Origin of the sequence: Mycobacterium alsense (assembly GCF_002086635.1) — a bacterium.
GTDB lineage: Bacteria > Actinomycetota > Actinomycetes > Mycobacteriales > Mycobacteriaceae > Mycobacterium > Mycobacterium alsense.
Genome location: NZ_MVHD01000006.1, coordinates 130578 through 154489, shown reverse-complemented (window position 1 = coordinate 154489; position 23912 = coordinate 130578). Strand labels below are relative to the sequence as shown.

General features: G+C 69.0%; 14 protein-coding genes and 1 tRNA gene. 3 read left to right on the top strand and 12 right to left on the bottom strand.

Annotated features, from left to right (window positions below; all coding sequences use genetic code 11):
• Nucleotides 1-7 precede the first annotated feature (7 nt).
• The 4 genes from BST11_RS06525 to lipQ form a co-directional block, all read right to left on the bottom strand.
• Complete coding sequence (locus BST11_RS06525) at nucleotides 8-2380, bottom strand: glycerol-3-phosphate 1-O-acyltransferase (RefSeq protein WP_083137148.1); 2373 nt, start codon at nucleotides 2378-2380, stop codon at nucleotides 8-10.
• Nucleotides 2377-4092, bottom strand: a complete 1716-nt coding sequence (locus tag BST11_RS06520) for an HAD-IB family hydrolase/lysophospholipid acyltransferase family protein (protein WP_083137147.1) — start codon at nucleotides 4090-4092, stop codon at nucleotides 2377-2379. The genes BST11_RS06525 and BST11_RS06520 overlap by 4 nt, the downstream gene beginning before the upstream one ends.
• Entirely contained in the window at nucleotides 4089-5558 is a 1470-nt protein-coding gene (locus BST11_RS06515) for a WS/DGAT/MGAT family O-acyltransferase (protein WP_083137146.1), read from the bottom strand. Before BST11_RS06515 ends, BST11_RS06520 begins: the two co-directional genes overlap by 4 nt.
• Before the next feature lie 117 nt (nucleotides 5559-5675).
• Nucleotides 5676-6923 carry an esterase LipQ gene (lipQ, locus tag BST11_RS06510; RefSeq protein ID WP_083137145.1) on the bottom strand — a complete coding sequence of 416 codons (1248 nt, stop codon included), beginning with the start codon at nucleotides 6921-6923 and terminating at the stop codon, nucleotides 5676-5678.
• A gap of 185 nt (nucleotides 6924-7108) precedes the next feature.
• Here lipQ and BST11_RS06505 point away from each other — a divergent pair.
• Nucleotides 7109-7182 (top strand) — tRNA-Arg (locus BST11_RS06505).
• 97 nt (nucleotides 7183-7279) lie between these two features.
• Here the strand turns inward: BST11_RS06505 and BST11_RS06500 are convergent.
• From BST11_RS06500 to BST11_RS06475, 6 genes are all read right to left on the bottom strand, one after another.
• Nucleotides 7280-7618 (bottom strand): hypothetical protein, encoded by a 339-nt coding sequence (locus BST11_RS06500; protein WP_142276214.1) that lies wholly within the window; start codon nucleotides 7616-7618, stop codon nucleotides 7280-7282.
• 155 nt (nucleotides 7619-7773) lie between these two features.
• Complete coding sequence (locus BST11_RS06495) at nucleotides 7774-8001, bottom strand: amidohydrolase family protein (RefSeq protein ID WP_083137143.1); 228 nt, start codon at nucleotides 7999-8001, stop codon at nucleotides 7774-7776.
• 202 nt (nucleotides 8002-8203) lie between these two features.
• Nucleotides 8204-9007, bottom strand: a complete 804-nt coding sequence (locus BST11_RS06490; RefSeq protein WP_083137142.1) for an SDR family NAD(P)-dependent oxidoreductase — start codon at nucleotides 9005-9007, stop codon at nucleotides 8204-8206.
• Between the two features lie 23 nt (nucleotides 9008-9030).
• Nucleotides 9031-9720 (bottom strand): TetR/AcrR family transcriptional regulator, encoded by a 690-nt coding sequence (locus BST11_RS06485; RefSeq protein WP_211284660.1) that lies wholly within the window; start codon nucleotides 9718-9720, stop codon nucleotides 9031-9033.
• Nucleotides 9720-10865, bottom strand: a complete 1146-nt coding sequence (locus tag BST11_RS06480; protein WP_083137141.1) for a sulfotransferase family protein — start codon at nucleotides 10863-10865, stop codon at nucleotides 9720-9722. Before BST11_RS06480 ends, BST11_RS06485 begins: the two co-directional genes overlap by 1 nt.
• Complete coding sequence (locus BST11_RS06475; RefSeq protein WP_083137140.1) at nucleotides 10862-12067, bottom strand: DUF1214 domain-containing protein; 1206 nt, start codon at nucleotides 12065-12067, stop codon at nucleotides 10862-10864. The genes BST11_RS06480 and BST11_RS06475 overlap by 4 nt, the downstream gene beginning before the upstream one ends.
• A gap of 279 nt (nucleotides 12068-12346) precedes the next feature.
• Here BST11_RS06475 and BST11_RS06470 point away from each other — a divergent pair, with 279 nt between their 5' ends.
• Both BST11_RS06470 and BST11_RS06465 read left to right on the top strand, forming a co-directional pair.
• Entirely contained in the window at nucleotides 12347-12535 is a 189-nt protein-coding gene (locus tag BST11_RS06470; protein WP_083137139.1) for a hypothetical protein, read from the top strand.
• A gap of 109 nt (nucleotides 12536-12644) precedes the next feature.
• Nucleotides 12645-13337, top strand: a complete 693-nt coding sequence (locus BST11_RS06465) for a cutinase family protein (protein ID WP_244897549.1) — start codon at nucleotides 12645-12647, stop codon at nucleotides 13335-13337.
• Between the two features lie 10 nt (nucleotides 13338-13347).
• On the opposite strand, the gene BST11_RS06460 is transcribed toward BST11_RS06465, so the two are convergent.
• Nucleotides 13348-14079: a class I SAM-dependent methyltransferase gene (locus BST11_RS06460; RefSeq protein WP_083137138.1), complete on the bottom strand. Its 732-nt coding sequence runs from the start codon at nucleotides 14077-14079 to the stop codon at nucleotides 13348-13350.
• Nucleotides 14080-14138: 59 nt separating this feature from the next.
• Nucleotides 14139-23744 (bottom strand): type I polyketide synthase, encoded by a 9606-nt coding sequence (locus BST11_RS06455; protein WP_083137137.1) that lies wholly within the window; start codon nucleotides 23742-23744, stop codon nucleotides 14139-14141.
• Nucleotides 23745-23912: the final 168 nt, after the last annotated feature.

Sequence of the window (23912 nt, the reverse complement as noted above, 5' to 3'; positions counted from 1 at the left end):
GCGCGGGCTACCGAGTCCGGATGTCCACGCGGCCCCGGCGGGCCTCTGCCTCCCGGGCGACGAACTGGTGTCGGGCGATTCGCCCGACGTGATCGGAGTCGCGAAGGATGGCGCGCAATTCCCGGCGGAACGCGTCGCGCCGTTCGGCGAGGTCGGCGGCGGGTGCGACCAGATCCTGGTCGACGACGACCTGGTAGGCGGTGGCGAACAGCAGCGTCGAGACCGATTCGCTGCTGCGGATCCGGGTCTGCGCCACGTATTGGCGCCCGACGCCCAGCGCCGATTCCGTGAGTTCCTTCTGCCCGACGTCGGCGGGCGCGTCGCGCAACACGTCGGCAACGAGCTCGTACGCCTCGAAGCACACCCGCAGCATCGCGTCGGCCATCAACGGACGCTTGGAAAACAACATCGCGTCGATCTCGTCGCCCCCGGCGGCGACGTGGTCCTCCCAGTCGTCGTGCCAGGCCATCTCTTCGGCGATGTTCTCCCGGAACGTCGCCGAATCGGCGAAGTAGAAGTCGAATTTCAGCAGGTCGCGCAACCGCATGGCCTGCGACCAAAAGGCCTCCATGCGATCACCTTCCGCGCGCCTGGCGTGCGCGAGCGCCAGCTCGACGATCGAGGTCTCCAGGAACGCGTGGATCACCGAGTTGCGGTAGAACGCCGCCGCGTGTTCCTTGTCGGGCCCGATCAGCCACACCGGCTCCCGCCCGCCGTCGACGCGGGTGATCGGGTGCCCGTTGGACAGCGCGTCGACCGCCGCGCGCACGCCGTCGCGGGTGCGCAGCCGCAACGCGCTGGTCGACACCGGGATGTTCTTGCGCTCGAGGTAGTCCAGCGAGTCCTGCAGCGTGTGGTGGAGCTGGTCGAGCGTCAGCGCGGCGCCGCGCGTGGTCAGCAGCAACGCGCACACCAGGCCGGTCGCGGTCACCGGGGTGGACTGCAGGATCCGCCATGCGACCTCGAACGACATCTTCTGCAGCGCAAGGCGTTTGGCGTCCTGATCGTGCACCAGCGGGCCGTGCGGCGGGCCGAGGTACTGGCGCATCGACACCGCCTCGGGGAAGCGGACGTAGATCTTGCCGTAGTTGCGTTCGCCCTGGGCCCTGATGAAGTTGTACAGCCAGCCGATGCCCTCGGGGGTCTTCTCGCCGCCGCGGGCGTAGGCGGCGTATTCCGCGGTCTCGTGCAGCTGGTCGAAGCTGATCGACACCGGCTGCAGCAGGATGTCCTCGCTGCGGGCGTCCAGGTAGGCATCGGCGACGTAGGCCAGCAGACCGAGCTTGGGCGGCAACATCTTCCCGGTGCGCGAGCGGGTGCCCTCAATGGACCAGCTCAGGTTGAACCGCTTCTCGACGATGTAGCCGACGAACTCGCGCAGCACGTATTTGTACAGCGGGTCGCCGCCGATGTTGCGGCGGATGAAGATCACGCCGGACCGGCGCAACAGCGGGCCCATCACCCCGAACGACAGGTTGATGCCGGCGAACACGTGCACCGGCGGTAATCGGTTCTCCTGCATCGCCACCGGCACCACAGCGCCGTCGATGTACGACCGGTGCGAGAACAGCAGCACCGCCGGGTGGGCCTCCAGCGCGGAGCGCATGCCCGCGACCTGATACTCGTCGTAGTCGATCTCGGGGTCGAATCCGCGGCTGATGGCCCGGCCCAGGACGCCGACCAGGTCGACGGAAACCCGGCTCCATCCGGTGGCGAGCTCGTCGAGCATCTTGGCGGCTTCCTCGACGGTGGCGCCCGGAATCTTGTCGAGGCCCGCGCGAAACCGCGTGGACGCCAAGATCTCCGGCTTCACCAGCCGCGGCGACTTGTACTGCGGGCCGAGCCGTCGGTATTCGGCCCGTTCCATCGCCAGGATGGCGCGGCGGGTGACGAATTGCGCGAAGTCGCGCTTGTCCTCCCCGACGGTGGTGTCGCGCCACTGCTGGCGCAGCTCGGAAATCTTCGCCGGCTCGCCGGCCACCACCCGCGCGCGTTGCGGGTCGTTGTGCACGATCTGTCGCTGCTGACGGGGGTTGGGGTGGTAGGGATCCCGGCCGGGGATCAGCCCCGCCAGCTTGGCGAGCCGGCCGCGGTTGGCCGGCGGCAGCCAGAACACCCGCACGGGCACGATCGAACGGTCTCCCCCAACTTCCTCGTTGGATTCGGATTCGAGCTGTTCGGCCAGCGCGGTCAGCGCCGCCGCCGGTGCGTCGCGTTCCGGCAGCGTCAGCACCTCGAACCTCGCCTCGGCGTTGCCCGCCCGCTGCCGGTCCACCCAGGCCATGACCAGTTCCCGCTCGACGGGCGAGGTCATCGACGCCAATATCAGCGCGTCTTGCGCGGCGAGGACTGCGCTGATAGTCGCCGCCGGTTTGGTCACGGCCGCCCTCGGGGCTGTTGCGCCTCACCGTCTTTGAGTCCGACGGTCGACGCGTTCGGGTTCGCCTTCGCGGGCTTCTTCTTGGCGGCCTTCTTCGGCGCCGCCTTCTTGGCGGCCGCTTTCTTGGGGGCCGCCTTCTTGGCGGCCGCTTTCTTGGGGGCCGCCTTCGGGGTCGCCTTCTTGGCCGTCTTCTTGGCCGCCTTCTTCTCGGCGTACAGGCTGACCTCGGGCAGTTCGTCGACCGGCCAGTTGGCGAGCGTGTCCAGATACAGTTGACGCACCTCGGCGATGCGCTGGGGTAGCGTCTCGACCGTCCAGTCCTGCACCGAGATCGGCGGAAACACCGCGACGTCGACCGTCCCGGGGTTGATCACGGCCGAGTTGCGCGCGGCGACGATCTCGGCGTTGCGGATGACGATCGGGACGATCGGGATGCCGACCGCCATCGCGATGCGGAAGGCCCCCTTCTTGAACGGCCCGACCTCGGTGGTGTCGACCCGGGTGCCCTCGGGTGCGATCACGATCGAAAGCCCTTTCCTGGCAAGCTCTTCCATCTCGTGCAGCGACTCCACCGCGGCGACCGGGTCGTCGCGATCGATGAACGCCGCGTCCATCGCCTTGCCGATGGTGCCCATGATGGGGTCTTTGGCCAGCTCCTTCTTGCCCACCGCCGTCCAGTTTTCGCGCACCAGCGCGCCGGTGATGACCGGGTCAACCTGGTTGCGGTGGTTGAAGATAAAGACCGCCGGACGCTGCGCGGTCAGGTTCTCCTGGCCGATGACATTGAGGTGCACACCGGCGATCGCCAGCAGCGTCTGGGAAAAGGTCGAGGTGAAAAAGTTGACGCCCCGGCGGCGGCTGCGGGTCAGCACGCCGATGCCCACCGCGCCGGCGGCGACCGGGAAAATCGAACCGAAGCCGGCGAGCGTGCGCAGCTGGCGCCGCAGCCCCACGCGGCCCCGGCTGTCGAATCGCAGGATCGGCCAGCCGCGCCGCTTGGCCACCGCGGCCATCTTGCCCTCGGGATTGGTCGGCCGGGGATTGCCGACCAGATACATCAGGGCGACGTCCTCGTCGCCGTCGGCGTAGAAGTAGCTGTCCTTGAGGTCGATGCCGTGCTCGGCGGCGAACCGTTGCACCGCAGCGGCTTTGCCCGGGCCCCAGAGGATCGGCTTCTGCACGCCGCCGGTGAGCATTCCGTCCTCGTTGGTCTCGAACTTGTTGGTCAGCATGTTGGAGATGCCGAGGAAGCGCGCCACGGGGTTGACCTGGATGGTCAGCGCCGACGAGCTGAGCACCACGGTGTGGCCGCGGGCAACGTGAGCGCGCACCAATTCGCGCATCTCGGGGTAGATCCGCGACTCGATCCGCTGGACGAACAGCCGCTCGCCGATCTCCTCCAGGTCGTCGAGCAGCCGCCCGGCCAGCGCGGCAGCGGCCTTGCCGATGAGATCCTCGAACTCGATGCGCCCCAGCGTGTGGCTCAGACCGGCCTGCACCATGCCGAGCAGCTCCCCCACCCCCATGTCGCGGCGCCGCAGCCGCTCCTGGGTCAGGATGACGGCGGTGAAGCCGGCGACCAGCGTCCCGTCCAGGTCGAAGAACGCGCCGATCTTGGGTCCGGGCGGGCTGGCCATGATCTCGGCGACGGAACCCGGCAGCCGCATCTCGGCCGCGGGCTTCGGCGTGCCGCGCTCCTCCGAGGCGGTCATGACCCCGACGCCGATCGCGACGAGACGGCCGGTTCGACGAACGAGGCGGGCACCGCGCGCGGCGCCGGGTCGCCGGCCAGGGCCAGGATCTCGTCGAAACCCTCCAGCAGGCACTGCGCGAACAGCGGCTCGTTGCGCACCGAGGCCCGGTCGTAGCGCACGGTGATCGTGCACCATCCGCCGCGGGAAATCAGCACCACCATCATCGCGACGCCGGGCAGCGGACCGATCCCGTACTGCCGCAACACTTTTGCCCCGGCGATGTAGGTGTCGCCGGGATAGACCGGGACGTTGCTGGCCTGCACGTCGGAGCCGATCACCGAGCCGGTGAGCCCTTCGAGGATCGGTGTGGGCAGCACTGAAAGCACCGGGGCGATCGAGCCGACGATGTTCATCGCGGGCTCGTCGCGCCGCTGCGTCATCTGGGCGCGGATCTTCCTCATCCGGGCGACGGGGTCGGCGGTGCCCAGCGGTGCCGCCAGGTTGACGCCGGTGAACCGGTTGCCGCCGGCGGTGTCGGCGTCGGCGCGCAGGTTGACCGGCACCGCCATCGGCAGCGTGCTGATCGGCACGCCGAAGGCCTCGTGGTAGCGGCGCAACGCGCCCGACAGGCCAGCCAGGTAGGCGTCGTTGATCGATCCGCCGCCGGCCTTGGCGGCCCGGTGCAGGTCGGCGAGCGGGATGTCGATCGCTTCGGTGCGGGTGGCAAGGCTGCGCCGGCGCAGCAGCGGCGACGGCTCGGCGGCGCGGTTCATCACCCGCATGCCGGACATCGCGTAGCCGACCGCTCCCCCCACCGTCGACACGGGGTCGAGCACCGCTCGCCCGGCAGCGGACACCGCCCCGGATACCGCGCCCACGACGCCGCTGACGATGGCGAGCGGCAGGCGGTTGATGCCCTGTCGCATCAGGTCGTTGGGGCTCAGGTCCTGCGGAATGGGTTGCGGCGGCGTCGGCCTCGGCGGCGGATCGCGTTCGAGATCGTAGATCTCGGCGAACATCGCGACGCCGCCGACGCCGTCGGTGACCGCGTGGCTGACATGCAACAGCGTCGCGGCCCTGCCGTCGGCCAGGCCCTCGACCAGGGTGGCCGTCCACAGCGGGCGCGAGATGTCCATCGGCGACTGCAGGATCACCTCGGCGAGGTCGAACACCTCGCGCAGCGTGCCGGAGCCGGAGACGCGCACCCGGCGCACGTGGAAATCCAGGTTGAAGTCGGGGTCGACCACCCAGCGCGGCGCCGCCGTCGGCAACGTCGGCACGACCACCTTCTGCCGCAGCCGCAACACCCGCCGGGACGCGTTTTCGAATCGGGTGCGGAAGCGCTCCCAGTCCGGCGTCGAGTCGAGGAGCTCCAGCGCCATGATCCCCGACCGGGTCCGGGGATTCGCCTCGCCCCGGTGCATCAGGTAGTCGACCGGTCCAAGCTCGTCGGACAATTTAACGGCCTCGATCGACTCAGCCATGATGATGAACTCGACGCGCCAACGTTGTCACCGCCGACCAAGCCTCCTGCTCCGGACCCGCGAAACTGATTGCCCACCCAACGCTAGTCGGGTTCCCGCGCTGGTGAAAGGCGACGGTCAGCTGGCCGGAGTCGCCGACAGGGGCAGCGAATCCGTCAGGGAGCCGGCGCGGCGCCCGTAGACGACGCCCAGGAAATCGGCGACGGCGTCGGCGGCCAACCGCGACCGGACCGTCGGGGTGATGTCGAATGCGTGGTGGGCGTTGGCGAGTTCGGCGTAGGCCACCGTGGCGGCCCCGGCCTCCTTGAGCGCCGCGCAGAAGGCCCTTGCCTGGCCGCTGGGCACCAGCTCGTCCTTCTCGCCGTGCAGCACGAAGAACGGCGGCGCCTCGCCGTGCGTGTAGGCGATGGGTGAGGCCGCCCTGAACCGCTCGGGGTCGTCGGTGTAGCGGCTCTTGAGAACGAACTGCTCGAGGAACGGCAGCATCAGCTCGTGCATGTTCTCGAAGTCGGTGAAGTCGTAGACGCCGTAGTACGGCGCGACGGCCTGGACGCTGGTGTCGGCGTCCTCGAAGCCGGGCTGGAGCGCCGGGTCGTTGGGGGTGAGCGCGGCCAGCGAAGCCAGGTGCCCGCCGGCCGACCCGCCGGTGATCGCCACGAAGTCGGGGTCGCCGCCGTAGTCGGCGATGTTCTCGCGGACCCACGCGATGGCCCGTTTGACGTCGATGAGGTGGGTCGGGAAGGTGCAGCGCGGGCTCTTGCTGTAGTTGATCGACACGCAGATCCAGCCGAGTTCGGCCATCCGGCTCATCAGCGTGTAGGCCTGCACGCGTTTGTCGCCGACGGCCCACGCTCCCCCGGGCACCTGGATGAGGACCGGCGCACGGCGCCCGGGCGTCAGGTCGTGGCGCCGCCAGACGTCCAGCAGGTGTGCGCTGCCCCCGGGGCCGTAGGGGATGTCCGAGGTCTGCGCGGCGTAGCGGCGGTGCGGCCCTTGCCTGCGCAGTAGCCCGCCGCGCGGGGCGCAGGGGGTCTCGGCGCAGGTGGGGTGGCGCACCTGGTCCCGGAAGTCGGCGCCGAAGCACTCCTCGAGTGCGGCCGTGAGGGCCTGGTCGGCCTTCTGTGCGGCCCACGAGGTGCCGACGCGGCCGATCGCGGGCGGCGACACACGGGACAACGCGTGCCCGGTCAGCACATGCGGGGGGAATTCGGTGGTGAGCCAGCCGGCCACCCAGCCGACCGCGGACGGTGAGCCGCGCAACAACAACGCGCCGGCCCGGTAGGTGTCTCGGGCATCGGCGGCCAGCCGCAGCGCGTGGGCGCCGGCCTGCGAGCACCGTGAAGTCAGGTTCAAGGCCACGCTCATGGCAACGCCACCCCTCGACGTCAGGCACACGCGTCGTTGCGGTTAACGGTTGTTTACCAACCGATGTCGTACGTGTGTCGAGGCCCACACGATAACCGATAAGCGCGGCGCGGGAAGGCTTTTCGGGCGCGTCGCGCCCGGCGAGTCTTTCTGTGAGTGCCGTTCGATAGACTGACCTGCACATTGCCTCCGTAGCTCAGGTGGATAGAGCAAGGGCCTTCTAATCCCTAGGTCGCACGTTCGAGTCGTGCCGGGGGCACTGCAGGCATCATTTGCGGCTGGTCGCGATGCCAGGCAGCTCGGAGTCGACGATCTCGATGTCGCGCAGTCCCGCTGAAGCCAAGCGGGCGCGCAGATCACCCGTCAGCTGCTTCTGCGGCGGCGATCAACGCGCTCCCCAGCTTCCGCGCCTCGGTCGGGGTGATGACCGAGGCATCGGCGCCTTCGATGATGATCTCGCGCTCAGCGTGCCCATCCGCGTACTGCCGCCCGATAATGGACACCACGATATCGCCGATAGGATCGCGTCCCCCGTGGTCGGCTACCGGCTTGATTTTCCACTCCTGGCCGTCGAACACCCTGAACGTTGTGCCGGTGCTTTCCCATCTGTCGACCCAGGTTGCCCCGATGGGTGCCGCAAGGTCGAGTTTCATGGCCAGATCGTTTCCGCGATCCCGAGCGCGCGCTGTGGTCATGGGTCGTCCTCCTTGGGTGATGTAGTCAGTTGACTACATCACGGCAATGTTGTGTAGTCAACTGACTACACCGAAGGCGCGCCCGTTGCGCTGCGTGATTGTGGTCACGCTGCCGCACAGGATGGCGAGAATGGCGGTCGTGGCCCCGCGCCGCCTCAGTAGCGGTAGATGCGCTCCGCGTTGGCGGCAAAGAGCTTGTCCCGGGCGCCGGCGCCGAGGCCGGCGGTGATCGCCGAGTAGGAGGAGTAAAGCTCATCGAAGGAACCGTGCATCGCATCAACCGGGAAGTTGCTCGCGAACAGGCAGCGGTCGACGCCGAAAGCGTCGATGGCGTGCTCAAGCCAGGGAGCCAGCGCATCGACCGCCATCGATCCCAGCGGCATGGCAGCGGACCCGCGAAGGCGCCCTTGGGTCGAACGCCGCGAAACCGGGACGCTGTCGACTGCTCGTCAAGGAATGCCACAGCCCCGGCAACAGATTCGGCCGGGGGCAGGCCGCCGATGATCGCATCGGGGTGCCCGTCGGCCTGCGCCCGTCGGTCGAGTTCGAGGGTCTCCCCCCACCGAAGTCGACTCGGCGGTCAAGTCAGACGAAGTCCGAACCGCCGTCTACGTTGACCGTCGCCCCGGTGACATAGCCGTTCCGTCGAGAGGCCAGGTAAGTCGTGATGGACGCGATTTCCTCCGGCAGACCCGCCCGACCCAGGTCGCACGGCTGGTGAAAGTTGTCGTCGATCCACGTCATCACGTCGACGGGGTTCGTCGCGTCCAGGCCGTCCGCTGCCAGGATGTCCTTGAGGTTCTCGGTGAAGCTGGCCGTGACTATGGTGCCAGGGCAGACGCAGTTGACCAGAATGCCGTCCTTGGCAAGGCTTTTCGATAGGTTCTTGGTCACGCTGCTCAATGCCGCTTTCGACGCGGTGTAGGCGACGATCCGCGGATTCTGCCGCTGGATCGAGTGCGCCGAAAGGGTGACGACGCGTGCCCAGTCCGCTGCCCGCAGCATGGGCAGCGCAGCGCGGATCGAACGCACTCCGGACATGGTGCCCAACGCGAACGCAGCGTCCCACTCGGCGTCGTCCATCTCCTCGAAATACCCGTCGCCCGGTCCGATGGTGTGGACCAAGCTGTTGAGCGCGCCCCATCGTTCCTGTACCTCTTGGAATCCCGCTGCGATGGAGTCACCGTTCGACATGTCGACACTGATGCCCACGGCATCGGGGGCACCCGCAGCCATGAGTGATTTCGTGGCGGCATCAAGGGCGTCCCGACCGCGGGCCATCACCGCGACTTTCGCCCCTTCGGCGGCCAGCGTCTCGGCGATCGCCAAACCCATGCCCTTGCTGCCGCCGGTGACCACCGCGGCCGAACCCGCTAGACCTAAGTCCATGCTCTCCCTCTCCTTGAATGTGCCTATTTGGATGCGTTGCGCTTCAACGGTTTTTGTTTCGATCGCGGTTCACTGAGAACCGCGTGGATGGTCTTGGGAGCTACACCGAGGCCGCCAAGACAGAATCGCTGTACGCGCTGCCGAGTATTCTTGAGGTCGCAAGTTGCTGTGGCCCAATGGCGTTCGACGTTGGACCACACGACGCCCTGGATCGAAAGTGCCTCGACCTCGGGATCGATGTCGCGGAATAGCCGCGCGTCTCGTCCGCGTTCGAGCTGGTCGATGAGCGGGCGCAGAATCTCCCGATATGCCGGGCCGACCAGCTCCGGTGCAGCGAACATCTGCGACTGGGCTTCCAGCGACAGCTGGCGCAGGTCCGACCGGATCTCGACGTTGAAGGCCAGGTCGAGACGGCCGTCGATCCAGGCGGCTACGGCGCGAACGGCATCAGGTGCGGAGGCCATAAGCGACTCGAGCCGTTGCATTTCGGCACCCGCCATCTCAAGGAATAGCGCAGACACGAGTTGGTCCTTGGAGTCGAAGTGCCGATAGAAGGCCCTGGTGCCCAGCTGCGACCGGTTGAGCACGCCGGCGATGTTGAGTGCGCTTACGCCGTTCTCGCGCACAATCTCGGTGGCGGCGGAGAGAATAGCGGTCCGGATCCGCGGATCGGGCGCGAGTTTCTTTCGTCCGCCCGAGATGCCGGGTTCCATCAGGCCGATGCGTCGTAGGTCGCCAGATAGTCGCTGAACGCCTCGCGCACCTGTCCCTCGGTCAATCCATAATCCGCCAATTCGTACGAATGAGTGCCGTGCTGGCCGGGCTTGTGCCCGTCGGCCCACGCCTGCACCTTTGCGCGTGCAGCATCTGTGAAGGTGAGGCCGAGTTGCTCGTAGCTGTCGGCCACCGTCTTGACCGAGTCGGTCTGCAGGTCCGCGAACGACACGTCGACGAAGCGGTCGTCGCCGAACTTCTTACGAAATTCCATCGCCCGCCCGATCCCCTTGGCCCACCAGGCCAGCTGCTCGGCCCCTAGTTCGTGCGGATCCTTGCGGTCGCTGCTCCAGCTGCGAATGTAAGAGATGAGACTGCACACCGAACCCAGCACCTTCGCTGGATCACGATGACTCCATAGGAATTTGGCATTGGGATATACCTCGACGAAGGCGTCGAGGGCAAACATGTGCACCGGTGTGCGCAGGTGCCAGAGACTCGGCTTGCAATGCCACTGGAGAAGTTTCAGGACCTGCTGGTGGAACTCGTAGGTCTCCCGCATATCCGTTTCCAACAGCCAGTCGATATAGCTGGGGACGCGGACTACGCCGTCGAAATGATAGGTGCGAAAGCTCATTCCCATCAGATCCTGGCACTCGGTAGCGACTTCGGGTCCCGTACTCATCATCGACTTGAATTCCGGGAACATCTGATCGATCATCGTGATGCCCTCGGCGGCCTGCGCGATCCGCGGATCGGTGTGCTGGGTGGCGGCCTCGGGCGGGGGCGTGGGCGCTTGCGACTCCCAGGTCCGTAGCGACCGGAACTGCGGATCATTTGCCACCAATTGCCCCAGAGCCGTCGTGCCGGTACGGGGTAGGCCGAGTATCACCACGGGACCCTCGACCACCTCGTCGCCGATCTCCGGATGCTGCTTGTAGGTGTCCACGATCTTCAACCGCTGAATGAGCGCGTTGCTGATGGTCGCGTGCTGGATCACTCGGCCCATGTCGTTGAGCTGGGCCTCGCTGTTCAAACTGTCGATGGTCCGCTCGAGGCCCTGACGGTAGTAGGACGTGCCGAAATCTTCGAGGCCGGTAGCGTTGCGGGCCCCCTCTTCCAGTTCGTCTGCGGAGAAGCTCATCGATAGAACCTTTCGTGTACGGCGCGGCGGCGCGATTCGATGACCTGCGCGCGTTCCTCGGGGGTTGTCATGGTGGTGTCAGACGGCAATGCCGACAGAACCTCGCCGAACGCCACGACGCGGGTGCTCGGTACGGGGGCAGTCTCGGTGCGGACACAGCGCAGGAGCATGGCGCCGTTGCTGTGCCCAGCCGTGTCAAGCCAATTCGCCACGCCGGGATCCCGCGTGGCCAGAACGAAGCGCGCTATCCCGTCGGGATCAACGACCGCTTGATGACCGTTGAGGCTGGACTGGTGGAGTCCGTAGTGGATCGTCTCCAGCCACGGATTGCCCAACGAGAGGCTCCAGTAGACACCCTTCGGAGGTTCGAACTCCAGGATCAAGGCTTCATCGGGATCCAATTCGAATCGCCCTATGACCGGCCGATTCTCGGCCGCCGCGCCCATCGAGCTCATGTCCATCGGGGGCACGAAGTCGTTGGCTTCGGGCATCGCCCCGAAGTCGAGAAAGAACTTCAGGTTGTCGTAGACGAATTCCCCCAACGCGTAAAGCTGGCGCGAGACCGAAACATCCAGGTCGACGGAGCGGTCCTTCTGCTCGGCAGGGTCGCCGATACGTTCGATCTTCAGCGAAGCCAGGGTCTCGGTGTCCCAGTCGTATAGGAAGTTCCGCACCGTCAGTGTGGGATGATCGCCGGCGAGCTTGAGCCAGTTCCCTTCGTGCTCATCGGCCGAGAGGATTGCCTCGAAGTTCCCGTCGGGGTCCACTTTGAGTTCGTCGACGAGACGATTGGTGACGGCGGCCATCCCGTCCATCGTCTGCAGGCCGACGTAGCGGGCAGTGCCTCGATTGCCGAATAACCGATAGGTCTCGCCAGCACGCATGCTGGCATTCATGTACACGCAGTCCGGACATTCGAGGCCCCACGTGATGATGTCGTCCGTCTTGGCCCGGGTAACCGCGAGTACCGGATCCGGGTCCACGCGCAGCGCCACATCGGTTCCGGCCGCGAGCAAGACCATCAGGTGGCGCATCCCCGACGCATAGTCGATCCGGTTCTTGTTGACCGGAGTCGACACCACCAGTTGCTCGGCTGCGTTCAGGCGCTCCTGCAGGTGGGCCCACGCCTCGGCCAATTGTGGGTCCTCGCCGCCGCCACCGGACAACGCCGTCTCTGCAATCGTGTGGGGCAACCACGCCATCGGGTTTTTCCACGCGGTCGGGGCCTGCTCATCAGCCACGGTTCCTCCGCCTCCAGCGCGCTGCGCATTTTGAAAACGTCATTTTCGATACGTACGTACGCACTGTCGCACTGAATGACGCCGGCTGTCAACGAGTCGCCGCCGCCTTTCGCCTTTTCAGCCCTTCGACAACTGCCTCTGCCGGTCGACCATTGGACGCGCACTGTCGACAGCCCGATAGCCGCTCGAAGCGCTACCGTGGCCGAACCCTCTGTGCCGCAGGAAAACTGGTCTCCGACCATGCTTATGGCTGGATGGGACGTCAGTGTCTACACGGCGACAGGCGTCCTCGGACGACGAATCATCGGAGTTCCCATCCTCGCCGACGCGGACGCCGAGGCGTTGGTCGCGCTCGCCGCGCCCGCAATCCAAGCCATGCTCACCTCAGGGTTGCCGCCCGAAGAGCACATCGGCCACCAGATCAGCTGAAGACGGCAACGCGATCGAACACGCTCGTTTCGCGGCGGCCGCCGAGCCGAGGCGCCAAGCTCACAAATTGGACGCAACGTTTCGCGTCGCGATATGTCAGCATCAGTACGTGAACGCACGGCTGTTCGCTTGTTCGCCGGCCGCCGCGGTGGTGACAACCTTGGCGGCCCTGCTGAGCGCACCGATGGCCCCCTTCGCGTCCGCTGCCCCCTGTCCCGATGTCGACGTGACGTTTGCGCGCGGCACCGACGAACCACCCGGTATCGGTGGGGTCGGGACGGCGTTTGTCGATTCGCTGCGCTCGCAGGTCGCCGGTCGGTCCGTCGGGGTGTATCCGGTCAACTACCCAGCGACCGAAGATTGGCCCCCGTCTGCTTCTGCCGGCGCCGGCGATGCGAGCGCTCACGTTCAATCCATGGTTGCGAATTGCCCCGCCACCAAGCTGGTGCTCGGCGGATATTCCCAAGGCGCGATGGTGACGGATCTGGTCACCATCGCCCGAGCATCGATTGCGGGCTTCAACGCCGCGACGCTATCGGCGGACGAGGCCGATCACGTCGCTGCGGTCGCCGTCTTCGGGAATCCGACGGTTCGATATCTCGGGGGGCCGATCAGCGACATCAGCCCGTGGTATGGGGCCAAGGCCATTGACCTGTGTGCGCCCGGCGATCCGATCTGCTCTCCCGGGGGCCTGTCGCTGCCCACGCATGACGAGATGTTCTCCGCGGCGCACCTGTCGTATGCGCAGTCCGGGATGCCCGGTCAGGCCGCGACTTTCGTCGCGTCCCAGCTGAGCCATTGACCCGGGTTCATTACGATTCGCCGGCCGCGCGCGAACCGAAATGGACCGTAGCGAACCCGGTGCTCAGCGATGTGTAGCGGGCATCGACGAAGCCCGCTTCCACCATCGCGTCGCGCAACTCGTCCCGCGACAGCCAGGTCCGGATCGAATCGGCGGTGTAATGATGCGCGTCGCGATGCCACGCCACGGCCCGGCCCGCCACCGGCATCACGCGGAAGTAGAGCAGGTCGTGGAGGCCTGCCAGCACCCTCGAGGTCGGCCGGCTGAAATCGAGCACCATCAACCGGCCGCCCGGCCGCAGGACGCGCCGGAACTCGCGCAACGCCTGGACGCGGTCGGCGACGTTGCGCAGCCCGAAGCCGATCGTGACCACGTCGAACGACGCATCCGGGAATCGCAGGTCCATGGCGTCGCCCTCCTGGAAGTCGACGGCACCGTGTTGTCGCCCGCGGGCGACCTCAAGCATCGGCGCGCAGGAGTCGACGCCGGTGACCTGGCCTCCCGGCCCGACGGCCGCCTCCTCCACGAACGCCAGATCGCCCGTTCCGGTCGCCACGTCCAGCACCCGTTCACCGGGCCGGAGCGCCAAAAGCCTCATGGCCTGGCGCTTCCACAGGCGATGAAGCCCGAGCGTCCACACATCCGTCATCAGGTTGTAGCGCTTGGCCAGCGCCGCAAACAGATCTTTGACGTAGCCGACCTTGGCTTCGTCCGACTCGTTCCATCGCCGTGTGACTACCATCGTGAGCCTCCGCACAACCCCCGAGTCCAATAGTCCGGGAATGTATCACGGCAAATCTGTCAGCAGTCGATCTCCGCGTTCAGATCGAATTCGGCGAAGGTACCCGACACTTTCTCGAGCAGGTCACCCTTGGTATTTGGCCGGCCGAGAACATACGCAGAGATTCTGAGAGACATCTTCCCGCGGCCCCGCCCCGAACCCAGGAACAGCTGCCCGCCCATGGCCTCGAGCGTGCTCTTCTTGATGTCGGGCTCGAGGTTTCGCAGGTAGGCATAGTCGGCGTCGGTACCGTCGGGCCGGTTCGCCGCCGGCGACAGGTCGCCGACGTTGGAGCAGGTGACGGGGAGGCTGCCGCCGCCGGCCGCCATCCCGGCCACCCGGCGGGCCGCCCAGACGGGCGTCATCGCCGCCAGGGGTAGCGGCGCCAACCACTCGTTGTCGGGGTCCTCCATCGCCGCGAGGATCGCCTGGGTGATGCTGCCCTGCATGTCCGCCAGGTCGGTGGCCGCGTGCGTGGGGTCGACGGCGACGTCCACGCTCGTCAGGGCGTTGCCGCGGGTGTCGCCGTCGGTCCGCAGCGACACCAGGAATCGCAGGGTGACCTTCCCGTCGTCCTGCACGCGCCCCACCCGCACCGCGAGCCGGCACGCGATCCCCGCCACCAGCGAGTTGCTGCTTGCGCCAAGGCTTTTCGCGCGGGCATCCCATTCCGTCAGGTCGATGTACGCGGAGACGGCGGGCACCTCGACCGCCTGATCGCCGCCGGAGGCCCGCGGGGCGGGCGGCGCCGCCTTGATCGACGATTTCAGCTCCGCGCGGTCGCGGCGGGCCCGTCGCGCCACCGCCCGCAGCGCGTGCGCCACGTCGGGCAGGTCTTTGACGGTCTGCCGCAGGTCCTCGCGCACCGCGCGACGCAGTGGGCGCGACCGCGCGGGCAGGTAGCCCAGGTCGAGTGTCCTGCCCTCGGCGGCGTCGGCGATCGCCTGACCGAACGCGATGGCGTCGACGATCATGTGCGACGCCACCAGGCTCACCGCGGTGCCGCCGTCCTCGAGCGGCAACACGCCGAGGTGCCAGCCGGGTCCCCATTCCGGGTCGATGGGCAGGCGCGCCCGCTCGTCGACCCAGGCGTTCACCTCGGCGCGCGGCCGCGGCGCGGCGACGTCGATGTCCTCCGGCGCTGGCGCCAGCACCCAGTGGTCACGCGCGAAGGGCACCGGCGACCGTTCGATCAACCGTCCGAGCAACCCGTGCCCCAGGTTGCGCTGAAATCGCCGCAACCCGTCGAGGTTGACGGCACGGTCGTAGATCCACGTCACCTGGATCAGCGCGCCGTGCACCGCCCGCAGCGCGAGGAACGCCGCCTGATCCAGATAGGCGAGCGAATTGTCCACCGGCGCAGGCGTATTGACCTCAGCCGCCGCGACCGCGGGAGCGGCGCTGTCGGTGAGCAGGCCCGCCAGGTGGGCGGCGAGCTTGGTCGGGGTGGGGTGGTCGAAGGCCAGCGTCGCCGGCAAGCTCAGGCCGGTGTGCTGGTTGACGGTGTTGCGCAGTTCCAGGGCGGTCAGCGAGTCGATGCCGAGGTCTTTGAAGGGACGGTCGGGGTCGAGGGCGTCCGGGTCGGGGTGCGCCAACACGGCCGCGGTGGTGGCGGTGACGATCTTGGTCAGGGTGTCGAGTCGCTGCTCGGGGCTTTGGCCGGCCAGCCGGGCGGAAAGCGTGCGGGGGCTGGCCGCGGCGGCTTGGGGCCGCACATGGGTCAGGGCGGACAGGATCGGGTCCAGCCGGTTCTGCCGCGCGTGACGGGCCAGCGCGCCGACGTTGACCGGGCTCGCCACCAGGTTCGCCCGTTGGCTGGCCAATGCGGCGTCGAACAGTGCCAGGCCCTTTTCGCTGGTGATCGGTGTGAGCCCGGCGCCGGTCAGGCGGGTCAGGTCGGCGGTGCTCAGGTGGGCGGTCATGCCGCTGGGGGCCTGCCAGTAGCCCCAGGCGACGCTGGTGGCCTGGCGCTGGGTGTGCTGGCGGTGGCGGGCCAGCGCGTCGAGGAACGCGTTGGCGGCCGCGTAATTGGCCTGCCCGGGGCCGCCCAGGATGCCCGCGGCCGAGGAGAACAGGACGAACGCGGCCGGGTCGCGGTCGGCGGTGAGGCGATGCAGGTGCCAGGCCGAGTCGGCCTTGGCGGCCAAGACCCTGTCGAGTTGTTCGGGAGTCAGCTCGGTCACCACCGCGTCGTCCAGGACGCCCGCGGCGTGGATGACCGCGGTCAACGGCCGGCCGACGGTGTCGAGCGCCGCGCCCAGCGCCGCGGGGTCGTCGGTGTCGCACGCGGTGATGGCGACCTGAGCGCCCAGCCCCTCCAACCGTTCCCGCAATTCGCCGGCGCCCGCGGCGTCGGGCCCGCTGCGCGACAACAGCAGCAGATGCTGGACGCCGTAGCGGGTGACCAGGTGTTCGGCGAAGAGCGCGCCCAGCATCCCGGTGCCGCCGGTGATCAGCGCGGTGCCCTCGGGGGCCAGCACCGCGGGCGGGATCAGGACGATCTTTCCGGTGTGGCGGGCCTGGCTCATGTCGCGGAACGCTTGGGGCGCACTCACCAGGCCGTAGCTCGTAGTGGGCACGGGCCTCAGCACACAGCCGGCGAACAGCTTGGTCAGCGCCGCCCACGCCGGCTGCAGCGATTCCGCTGGCGCGCTGCTCAGGTCGTAGACCCGATAGTCGACTCCGGGATGGGCGGCGGCGATGTCGTCGGCCGCGCGGATGTCGGTCTTGCCGATCTCGATGAAACTGCCCCCGCGCGGCAGCAACCCGAGCGAGGCGTCGACGAACTCCCCGCGCAGGCTGTTGAGCACGACGTCCATGCCGCGCCCGTCGGTGGCCGCCTTGAAGGCCTCGACGAAATCCAGGGTGCGCGACGACGCGATGTGGCCGGGCTCGACCCCCAGCTCGGTGAGCACGTGGTGTTTGTTCGGGTGGGCGGTGGCGAACACCTCGGCGCCGAGGTGGCGGGCGATCTGGATGGCGGCCTGCCCGACGCCGCCCGCGGCGGCGTGGATGAGCACCCGCTGCCCGGCCGACAGCCCGGCGATCTCGGCCAGCGCGACGTACGCGGTCAGGTAGACGATCGGCGCGGACGCGGCCTGGGTGAACGACCACCCGTCGGGCAGCGGCACCACCATGTTCTCGTCGGTGACCGCGGTGGGCGCGAACGCGTTGTGCGGGAAGAGGCCCATCACCGCGTCGCCCGGGCGCAGCGACGCATCGGGTCCGGCCTCGAGGACGATCCCGGCGGCCTCGCTGCCCATGCCCTCGTCGGCGATGACGCCCAGCGCGACCACCACGTCGCGGAAGTTCAGTCCCGCGGCGCGCACCTGAACGCGAATCTGCCCGGGCGCCAGCGTCGTTGGGGGGTCGGCGGGAAGCAGGGCCAGGTTGCCGAGGTCCCCCTTGCGGGTGCTGCCCAGCTGCCAGGCGGGGGCGTCCGGCGGGCTCAGGGTCGGGGTGCGGGCCAGGCGCGGGGCGTGGGCAACGCCGTTGCGCACGGCCAGCTGCTGCTCGCCGTCGGGTGTCGAGGCGACGCCCGGCAGTGCGGCGGCGGTGGCCGGGTTGTCGTCGGTGTCGAGGAGGACGATGCGGCCGGGTTGCTCGTTTTGGGCGGTGTGGATGAGCGCCCACGCCGCGGCCTGCGCCAGGTCGGGGACGCCGTCGTAGGCGCCGACGCTGACCGCGTGACGGGTGACGATCACCAGCCGGCTGTGGGCGTTGTCGGTCCGGGCCAGCCAGCCCTGCAGCTGGGCCAGCACGTCGCGGGTCAGCGCGTGGGCCCGCCGCGGCGGGTCGCCGTCAATATCGGTGGGGAGCCGCCAGATCACCAGCTCCGGGCACGGGGTCAGGGTGGCCGGGTCGTCCGTCCACGCCGGCAGCTGGGTGACCAACGGCGCGGGCAGCTCGGGCGCCGGGGGCCAGGTCAGCTCGAACATGCTGTCGGCGAGGCCGGCCATCGACGCCGGGCGGCCGATCTGGTCGGCGACCGCGCGCAGCGTCAGCGCGTTGATGGTGATCACCGGGGCGCCGGCGGGGTCGGTGGCGTGCAACTGGAACGTGTCGTCGGCGGTGCGGGTCAGCTGCACGTGCAGCTGGGTCGCCGAGGTGGCGTGCAGGGTGATCCCGCTGAACGCGTACGGCAGGCGCAGCGCACCGGCCTCGCCGGACGGGTCGGCCACGGAGGCCAGCGGGTGCAGGGCGGCGTCGAGCAGGGCGGGGTGGATGCCGTAGCCGGCGACATCGGTGCCGGCGGGCAGCTCCACCTCGGCGTAGACGACGTCGGGCCGCGTGGGGTCGGTGCCGATGCCCCGCAGCGAACGGAACACGCCGCCGTAGCGGTAGCCCAGCTGGGCCAGCCGTTCGTAGTAGCCGTCCTGGTCGACCGGCGCCACCCCGATCGGCGGCGCGGGTGGCGGGCCGGCGGGCTGATCGGCGCTCAGGACACCGCTGGCGTGCAGCGTCCACGCGCCCGTCGGGCCGCCGGTGCGCGAGTGCACGCTGAACGGGCGCCGCCCGTCCCCGTCGAACGGCTGCACCAGGATCTGCAGGTCGGCGGGAGCCTGCTCCGAGAGGGTCAGGGGCGTGTGCAGGACGAGATCGTCGATCCCGGGGCAGTCGGCGAACTCGCCGACGCGCAGGATCGCGTCGATGAACCCGGTCGCGGGGAACACCACGGTGTCGTTGACCTGGTGGCCGGCCAGCCAGGCCTGCGTGCCGGGCGAGAGCCGCCCGCTGACCATGACCTGGTCCTGGTCGGCCAGCGGGGCGACCGCGCCCAACAGCGGGTGCTCCGCGCGGTCCAGGCCCAACCCGCCGGCGTCGCCCGTCGGCGCGGCGGCCAGCCAGTAGCGACGGTGCTCGAAGGGATAGGTGGGCAGCCCGACCGTGCGGGCGCCCGGGTGCACGGCCGACCACGACGGGCTGTGGCCGTGGTTGTGCAGCTGGGCCAGCGCGCTGGCCAGGCTGTCGCGGTCGGTGCGGTCGCGGTGCAGCGTGATGACCACCCCGGACTGGGTGCGCTGGGTCCGGCCCGTGGCCTCGGCCAGGGTGTCGGTGAGCGCGGGTGCCAGCACCGGGTGCGGGGACAGCTCCACAAACGTGCACTCGCCGGCGGCCAGGCGCTCCACGACGCGGTCGTGGAACCGGACCGGCTCGCGCAGGTTGCGATACCAGTAGTCGGCGTCCATGGTGGTGGTGTCCAGCGGGTCGGCCGAAAGCGCTTGGCCCACCGTGGAATACAGCGGTATTCGGGCGGGTGCCGGGGCCAGGTGGGCCAGCTCGGCCAGGAGCCGTTCGCGCGCCGGTTCGACCTGCGCGGAGTGCGAGGCGTAGTCGACGGCGATGGTCCGGATCTGGATGCCGTCACGCTCGCAGGCCGCGCTGAACTCCTCCAGCGCGGCGGGTTCGCCGCTGATGATGGTGTGGGTCGGGCCGTTGATCGCGGCGACGCTCAGCTTCTCGCCCCAGGGCTGCAGGCGTGGCCTCAGTTGCTCGGCGTCCAGCAGGACCGACGCCATGCCGCCGGTGCCGCGCAGGTCGCTCAGCGCCCGGCTGCGCAGCGCCACCACCTTGGCGGCCTCGGGCAGCGGCAGCACCCCGGCGATGTAGGCCGCGGCGATCTCGCCCTGCGAGTGGCCGATCACCGCGTCGGGGACGATGCCGTCGTGGCCCAGCACCTCGGCCAGCGACACCGCCATCGTGAACAGCACCGGCTGCACCACGTCCACGCGGTCGAGCGCCGGCGCGCCGGGTTCCTCGTACAAGACGTCGCGCACCGACCAGCCCGTGAACGGGTGCAGCGCCTTGTCGCAGGCGTCGACGGTGTCGGCGAAGACGCGGTTGTTCTCGTAGAGGTCTCGGCCCATGCCGGCGTACTGGGCGCCCTGGCCGGGCAGGACGAACACGGTCTTGCCGCGCACGTGGGCCTGGTAGTGGTGCTGGGTCAGCCGCGGGTGGGGTTGGCCGGCGCGCAGGGCGTCCAGCGCGTCCAGCAGGTCTTCGCGGGCATCGGCGGCGGCCACCGGCGCGGTGATCACCGCCCGGTACGGGTGGTGGGCGCGAGTGGTGGCCAGGCTGTAGGCCACGTCGCTCAGATCCAGGTCGGGGTGGGCGACCAGGTGCCGGTGGAGGCGGTCGGCCTGGGCCCGCAGCGCCGCGGGGCTGCGCGCCGAGACCGGCCAGATGAGCAGCCCGGCTTTTTGGGCCGGGGGTTCGGCCGGTTCGTCCGGCGGGGCGGGGGCCTGTTGCAGGATCAGGTGCGCGTTGGTGCCGCTGATGCCGAACGACGACACGGCCGCGGTGCGGGGATGATCGGTGTGCGGCCACGCCACCGCCTCGGTGAGCAGCCGCACGGTGCCGGCCGACCAGTCGACGTGCGGGCTGGGCCGATCGACGTTGAGCGTCGGGGGCAGGCTGTCGTGGTTGAGGGCCTCGATCATCTTGATCACCCCGGCGACCCCGGCGGCGGCCTGGGTGTGGCCGATGTTGGATTTGATCGACCCCAGCCACAGCGGGCGCTCGGCGCTGCGCGCGGTGCCGTAGGTGGCGATCAGCGCGCCCGCCTCGATCGGGTCACCCAGGGTGGTGCCGGTGCCGTGCGCCTCGACCACGTCGACCTGATCGAGCGCCACCCCGGCGTTGGCCGCGGCCTGGGCGATGACGCGCTGTTGGGCCGGCCCGTTCGGGGCGGTCAAGCCGTTGGAGGCGCCGTCCTGGTTGATCGCCGAGCCGGCGATGACCGCCAGCACCGGATGGTTGTTGCGCCGGGCGTCGCTGAGCCGTTCCAGGACCAGCACCGCGGCGCCCTCGCCCCAGCCCGTCCCATCGGCGTTGGCGGAGAACGCTTTACACCGCCCGTCGGCGGCCAACCCGCGTTGGCGGGCGAACTCGGTGAACACCGAGGGGGTGGTCATCACCGTGGCGCCGCCGGCCAGCGCCAGGGACGACTCGCCGTCGCGCAACGACTGGCAAGCCAGGTGCGTGGCCACCAGCGACGACGAGCACGCCGTGTCGATGGTGATGGCCGGTCCCTGCAGGCCCAGCGTGTACGCGACGCGCCCGGAGGCGACGCTGGTGGACAGGCCGGTCAGGCCGTACCCTTCCGCGCCGTCGGAGCCGCCCGCGCCGTATTGCTGTGACCAGGCCCCGATGAACACCCCGGTCTCCGAGCGCACCAGGCCGGCGGGGTCAATGCGGGCGGTTTCCAACGCTTCCCAGCACACCTCGAGCAGCAACCGCTGCTGGGGGTCCATGGTTTGGGCCTCGCGCCCCGAGATCCCGAAGAACTCCGCGTCGAAATCGGCCGCCCCGACCAGGAAGCCTCCCGAGCGGGTATAGGTCTTGCCGACCGCGTCGGGGTCGGGGTCGAACAGGTCCGCCAGGTTCCAGCCGCGATCGGCCGGGAACGGCCCCATCGCGTCGGTGCCGCCGGCCACCAGATCCCACAGCGCCGCAGGCGAATCCACCCCGCCGGGAAACCGGCACGCCATCCCCACCACGGCGATGGGCTCGTCGATCGCCACCCGCGACTCGACCGGCGCGGCGGCCCCGGCCGGTCCGCTGAGCAGCCGGCCCAGCTGGGTGGCCAACTCGTCGGGGGTCGGGTAGTCGAAGGCCAGCGTGGGCGGCAACGCCAGGTCGGTCTCGGCCTTGAGCCGGTCGAGCAGCTCGGTGGCCTTCACCGAGTCGAATCCCAGGTCTTGAAAGGCGCACTCGGGGTCGATGTCGTCGGCGCTGGGCTGGCCCAGCACCGTGGCCACCTGCGAGCACACCACCTCCAGCAACAGGTCGTGCTGCTGGCGGCGAAGCGTGCGCAACCGTTGGGCCCAGCCGGAATCGGCCTCGGCGACCGCGGCGGCGTCGTCGACCGCGCGCGGCTCCGGCTTGGGGACGGACGTGTCCAGCCGGGTGAACTCGTCGTGCAGGTACTTCTGCAGGCAGTCCCGTCGCCGGACCTTGCCGCTGGTGGTGAGGGGGATCGAATGCGGCGGCACCAGAACGAGATCCGCGACGCTGAGGCCGTGCACCCGCGATATCGCCGCGGTGATGTCGCGGCGGGCGGCGCCCAACTTGCGGGCGGCCTCCTCGGAGTCGTCACCCTTCTTGAGTTCGACGATCGTGACCAGCTTTTCGGCGCCGTCGTCGTCGGGGACCGCGATCGCCACCACGCGGCCCGCGGTGATCTCCTGAATCGTCGCCTCGATGTCGTCCGGAGAGTGGTTGCGCCCGTAGACGATCAGGAGATCCTTGATGCGGCCGACGATGAACATCTCACCGTCGGAGAAGAAGCCCAGGTCTCCGGTGCGCAGCCACGGCGCCTCGGGTGCACCGCCCGACGGGTCGAGAAGCGTTGCGCCGAAGGTCCGTTCGCTTTCCTCGGGTTTCTGCCAGTAGCCGGAGCAGACGTTGTCACCGTGCACCCAGATCTCGCCGACGGTTCCGGGCGGGCACTCGGTGCGGGTCTCGGGGTCCACGATGCGCACCGTCGGCCACCGCGGCATGCCGTAGCTGACCAGCGGTGTGCCGTCGCCGCTTTCGCGCCGCTTGGCCTGGCCGGCGGTCAGTTTCTCGGATTCGAAAAAGACGGTTTTCGGTGGTTTGCCCGTGTCCAGGGTGGCCACGTAGAGCGTGCCTTCCGCGAGGCCATAGGAGGGTCGTAAGGCCTCGGGGCGGAGGTTGAACCGGGCGAACCGCTCGGCGAAGCGCCGCAGCGTCGGGGGGTTGACCCGTTCGGCGCCGTTGAGGATGTTGCGCACCTTGCCGAGGTCAAGGCCGGCCATGTCGTCGTCGGACGTCTTGCGGGCCGCCAGCTCGAAGGCGATGTTGGGTCCTGCCGAGAAGGCGTGACCGTTGCCGGCCAGCAGTTGCATCCACCGCGCCGGCCGCTGCAAGAACGACGGCGGGCTGGTGAGCACGGTGCGAAACCCGCACAGGATCGGGAAGGCGATGCCAAAGATCAGACCCATGTCGTGAAAAAGCGGCAGCCACGACACCACGGTGGTGTCGGGCGGGGCGATCCCGTCCTCGTAGTAGGCGGCGATGATCTGCTCGCAGTTGACCTGAATGTTCTTGTGCGACACCACGACTCCCGCCGGAGTGCGCGTCGAACCCGAGGTGTATTGCAGATGCGCAACATCAGGCAGATCCTCGCCCGCGGCGGGGGCTTCGTGCTCCGCGTCCAGGTCCAGCAGATCAACCTCGACGACCGATGGCGCGCGCTCGCCGGAATCCACCTTGATGGACCCGGCGATGTCGGCGGCGACGGCGGACGTCGTGAGAACGGCCGACGGTGACGCGTCACGCAGGACGGCGCTTACCCGCTCGTCGCTGGAGCCGCCGAGTGGCAGCGAAAGCGGAACGGCGATCTGGCCGGCCTGCAGCGCGCCGAGGAACCCGAGGACGTACTCGAGTCCCTGCGGCGCCAGGATCACGGCGCGGTCACCGGTGGACCCGCGAGCCTTGAGCTCTCGCGCAACGTTCAGCGTGCGCCGATACAGCTGCGCCCATGTCAGGTTTTCCGCGACGCCCGCCGGGTCCTGGTCGTAATTGACATATGTATAAGCGGTCTCACTGGGCTGCAGCCTGGCGCGCTCCCGCAGCACGGCGGGAATGGACGACTCAAGCACGGCTCGAACGATACCGATGAACGGACAGGGCGTCGGCGAAACCGCCGCACTCGGCTGCGACCCCGGCCCGCACTGCCAGAGGCCACGCCGGCTTCCGGTGGCCGTGGCGCTCGAGACCGGATGGCGGGGTCCTGGTGGGGTTCGCGCCGCCGCGCCCGCCGAGTAGCC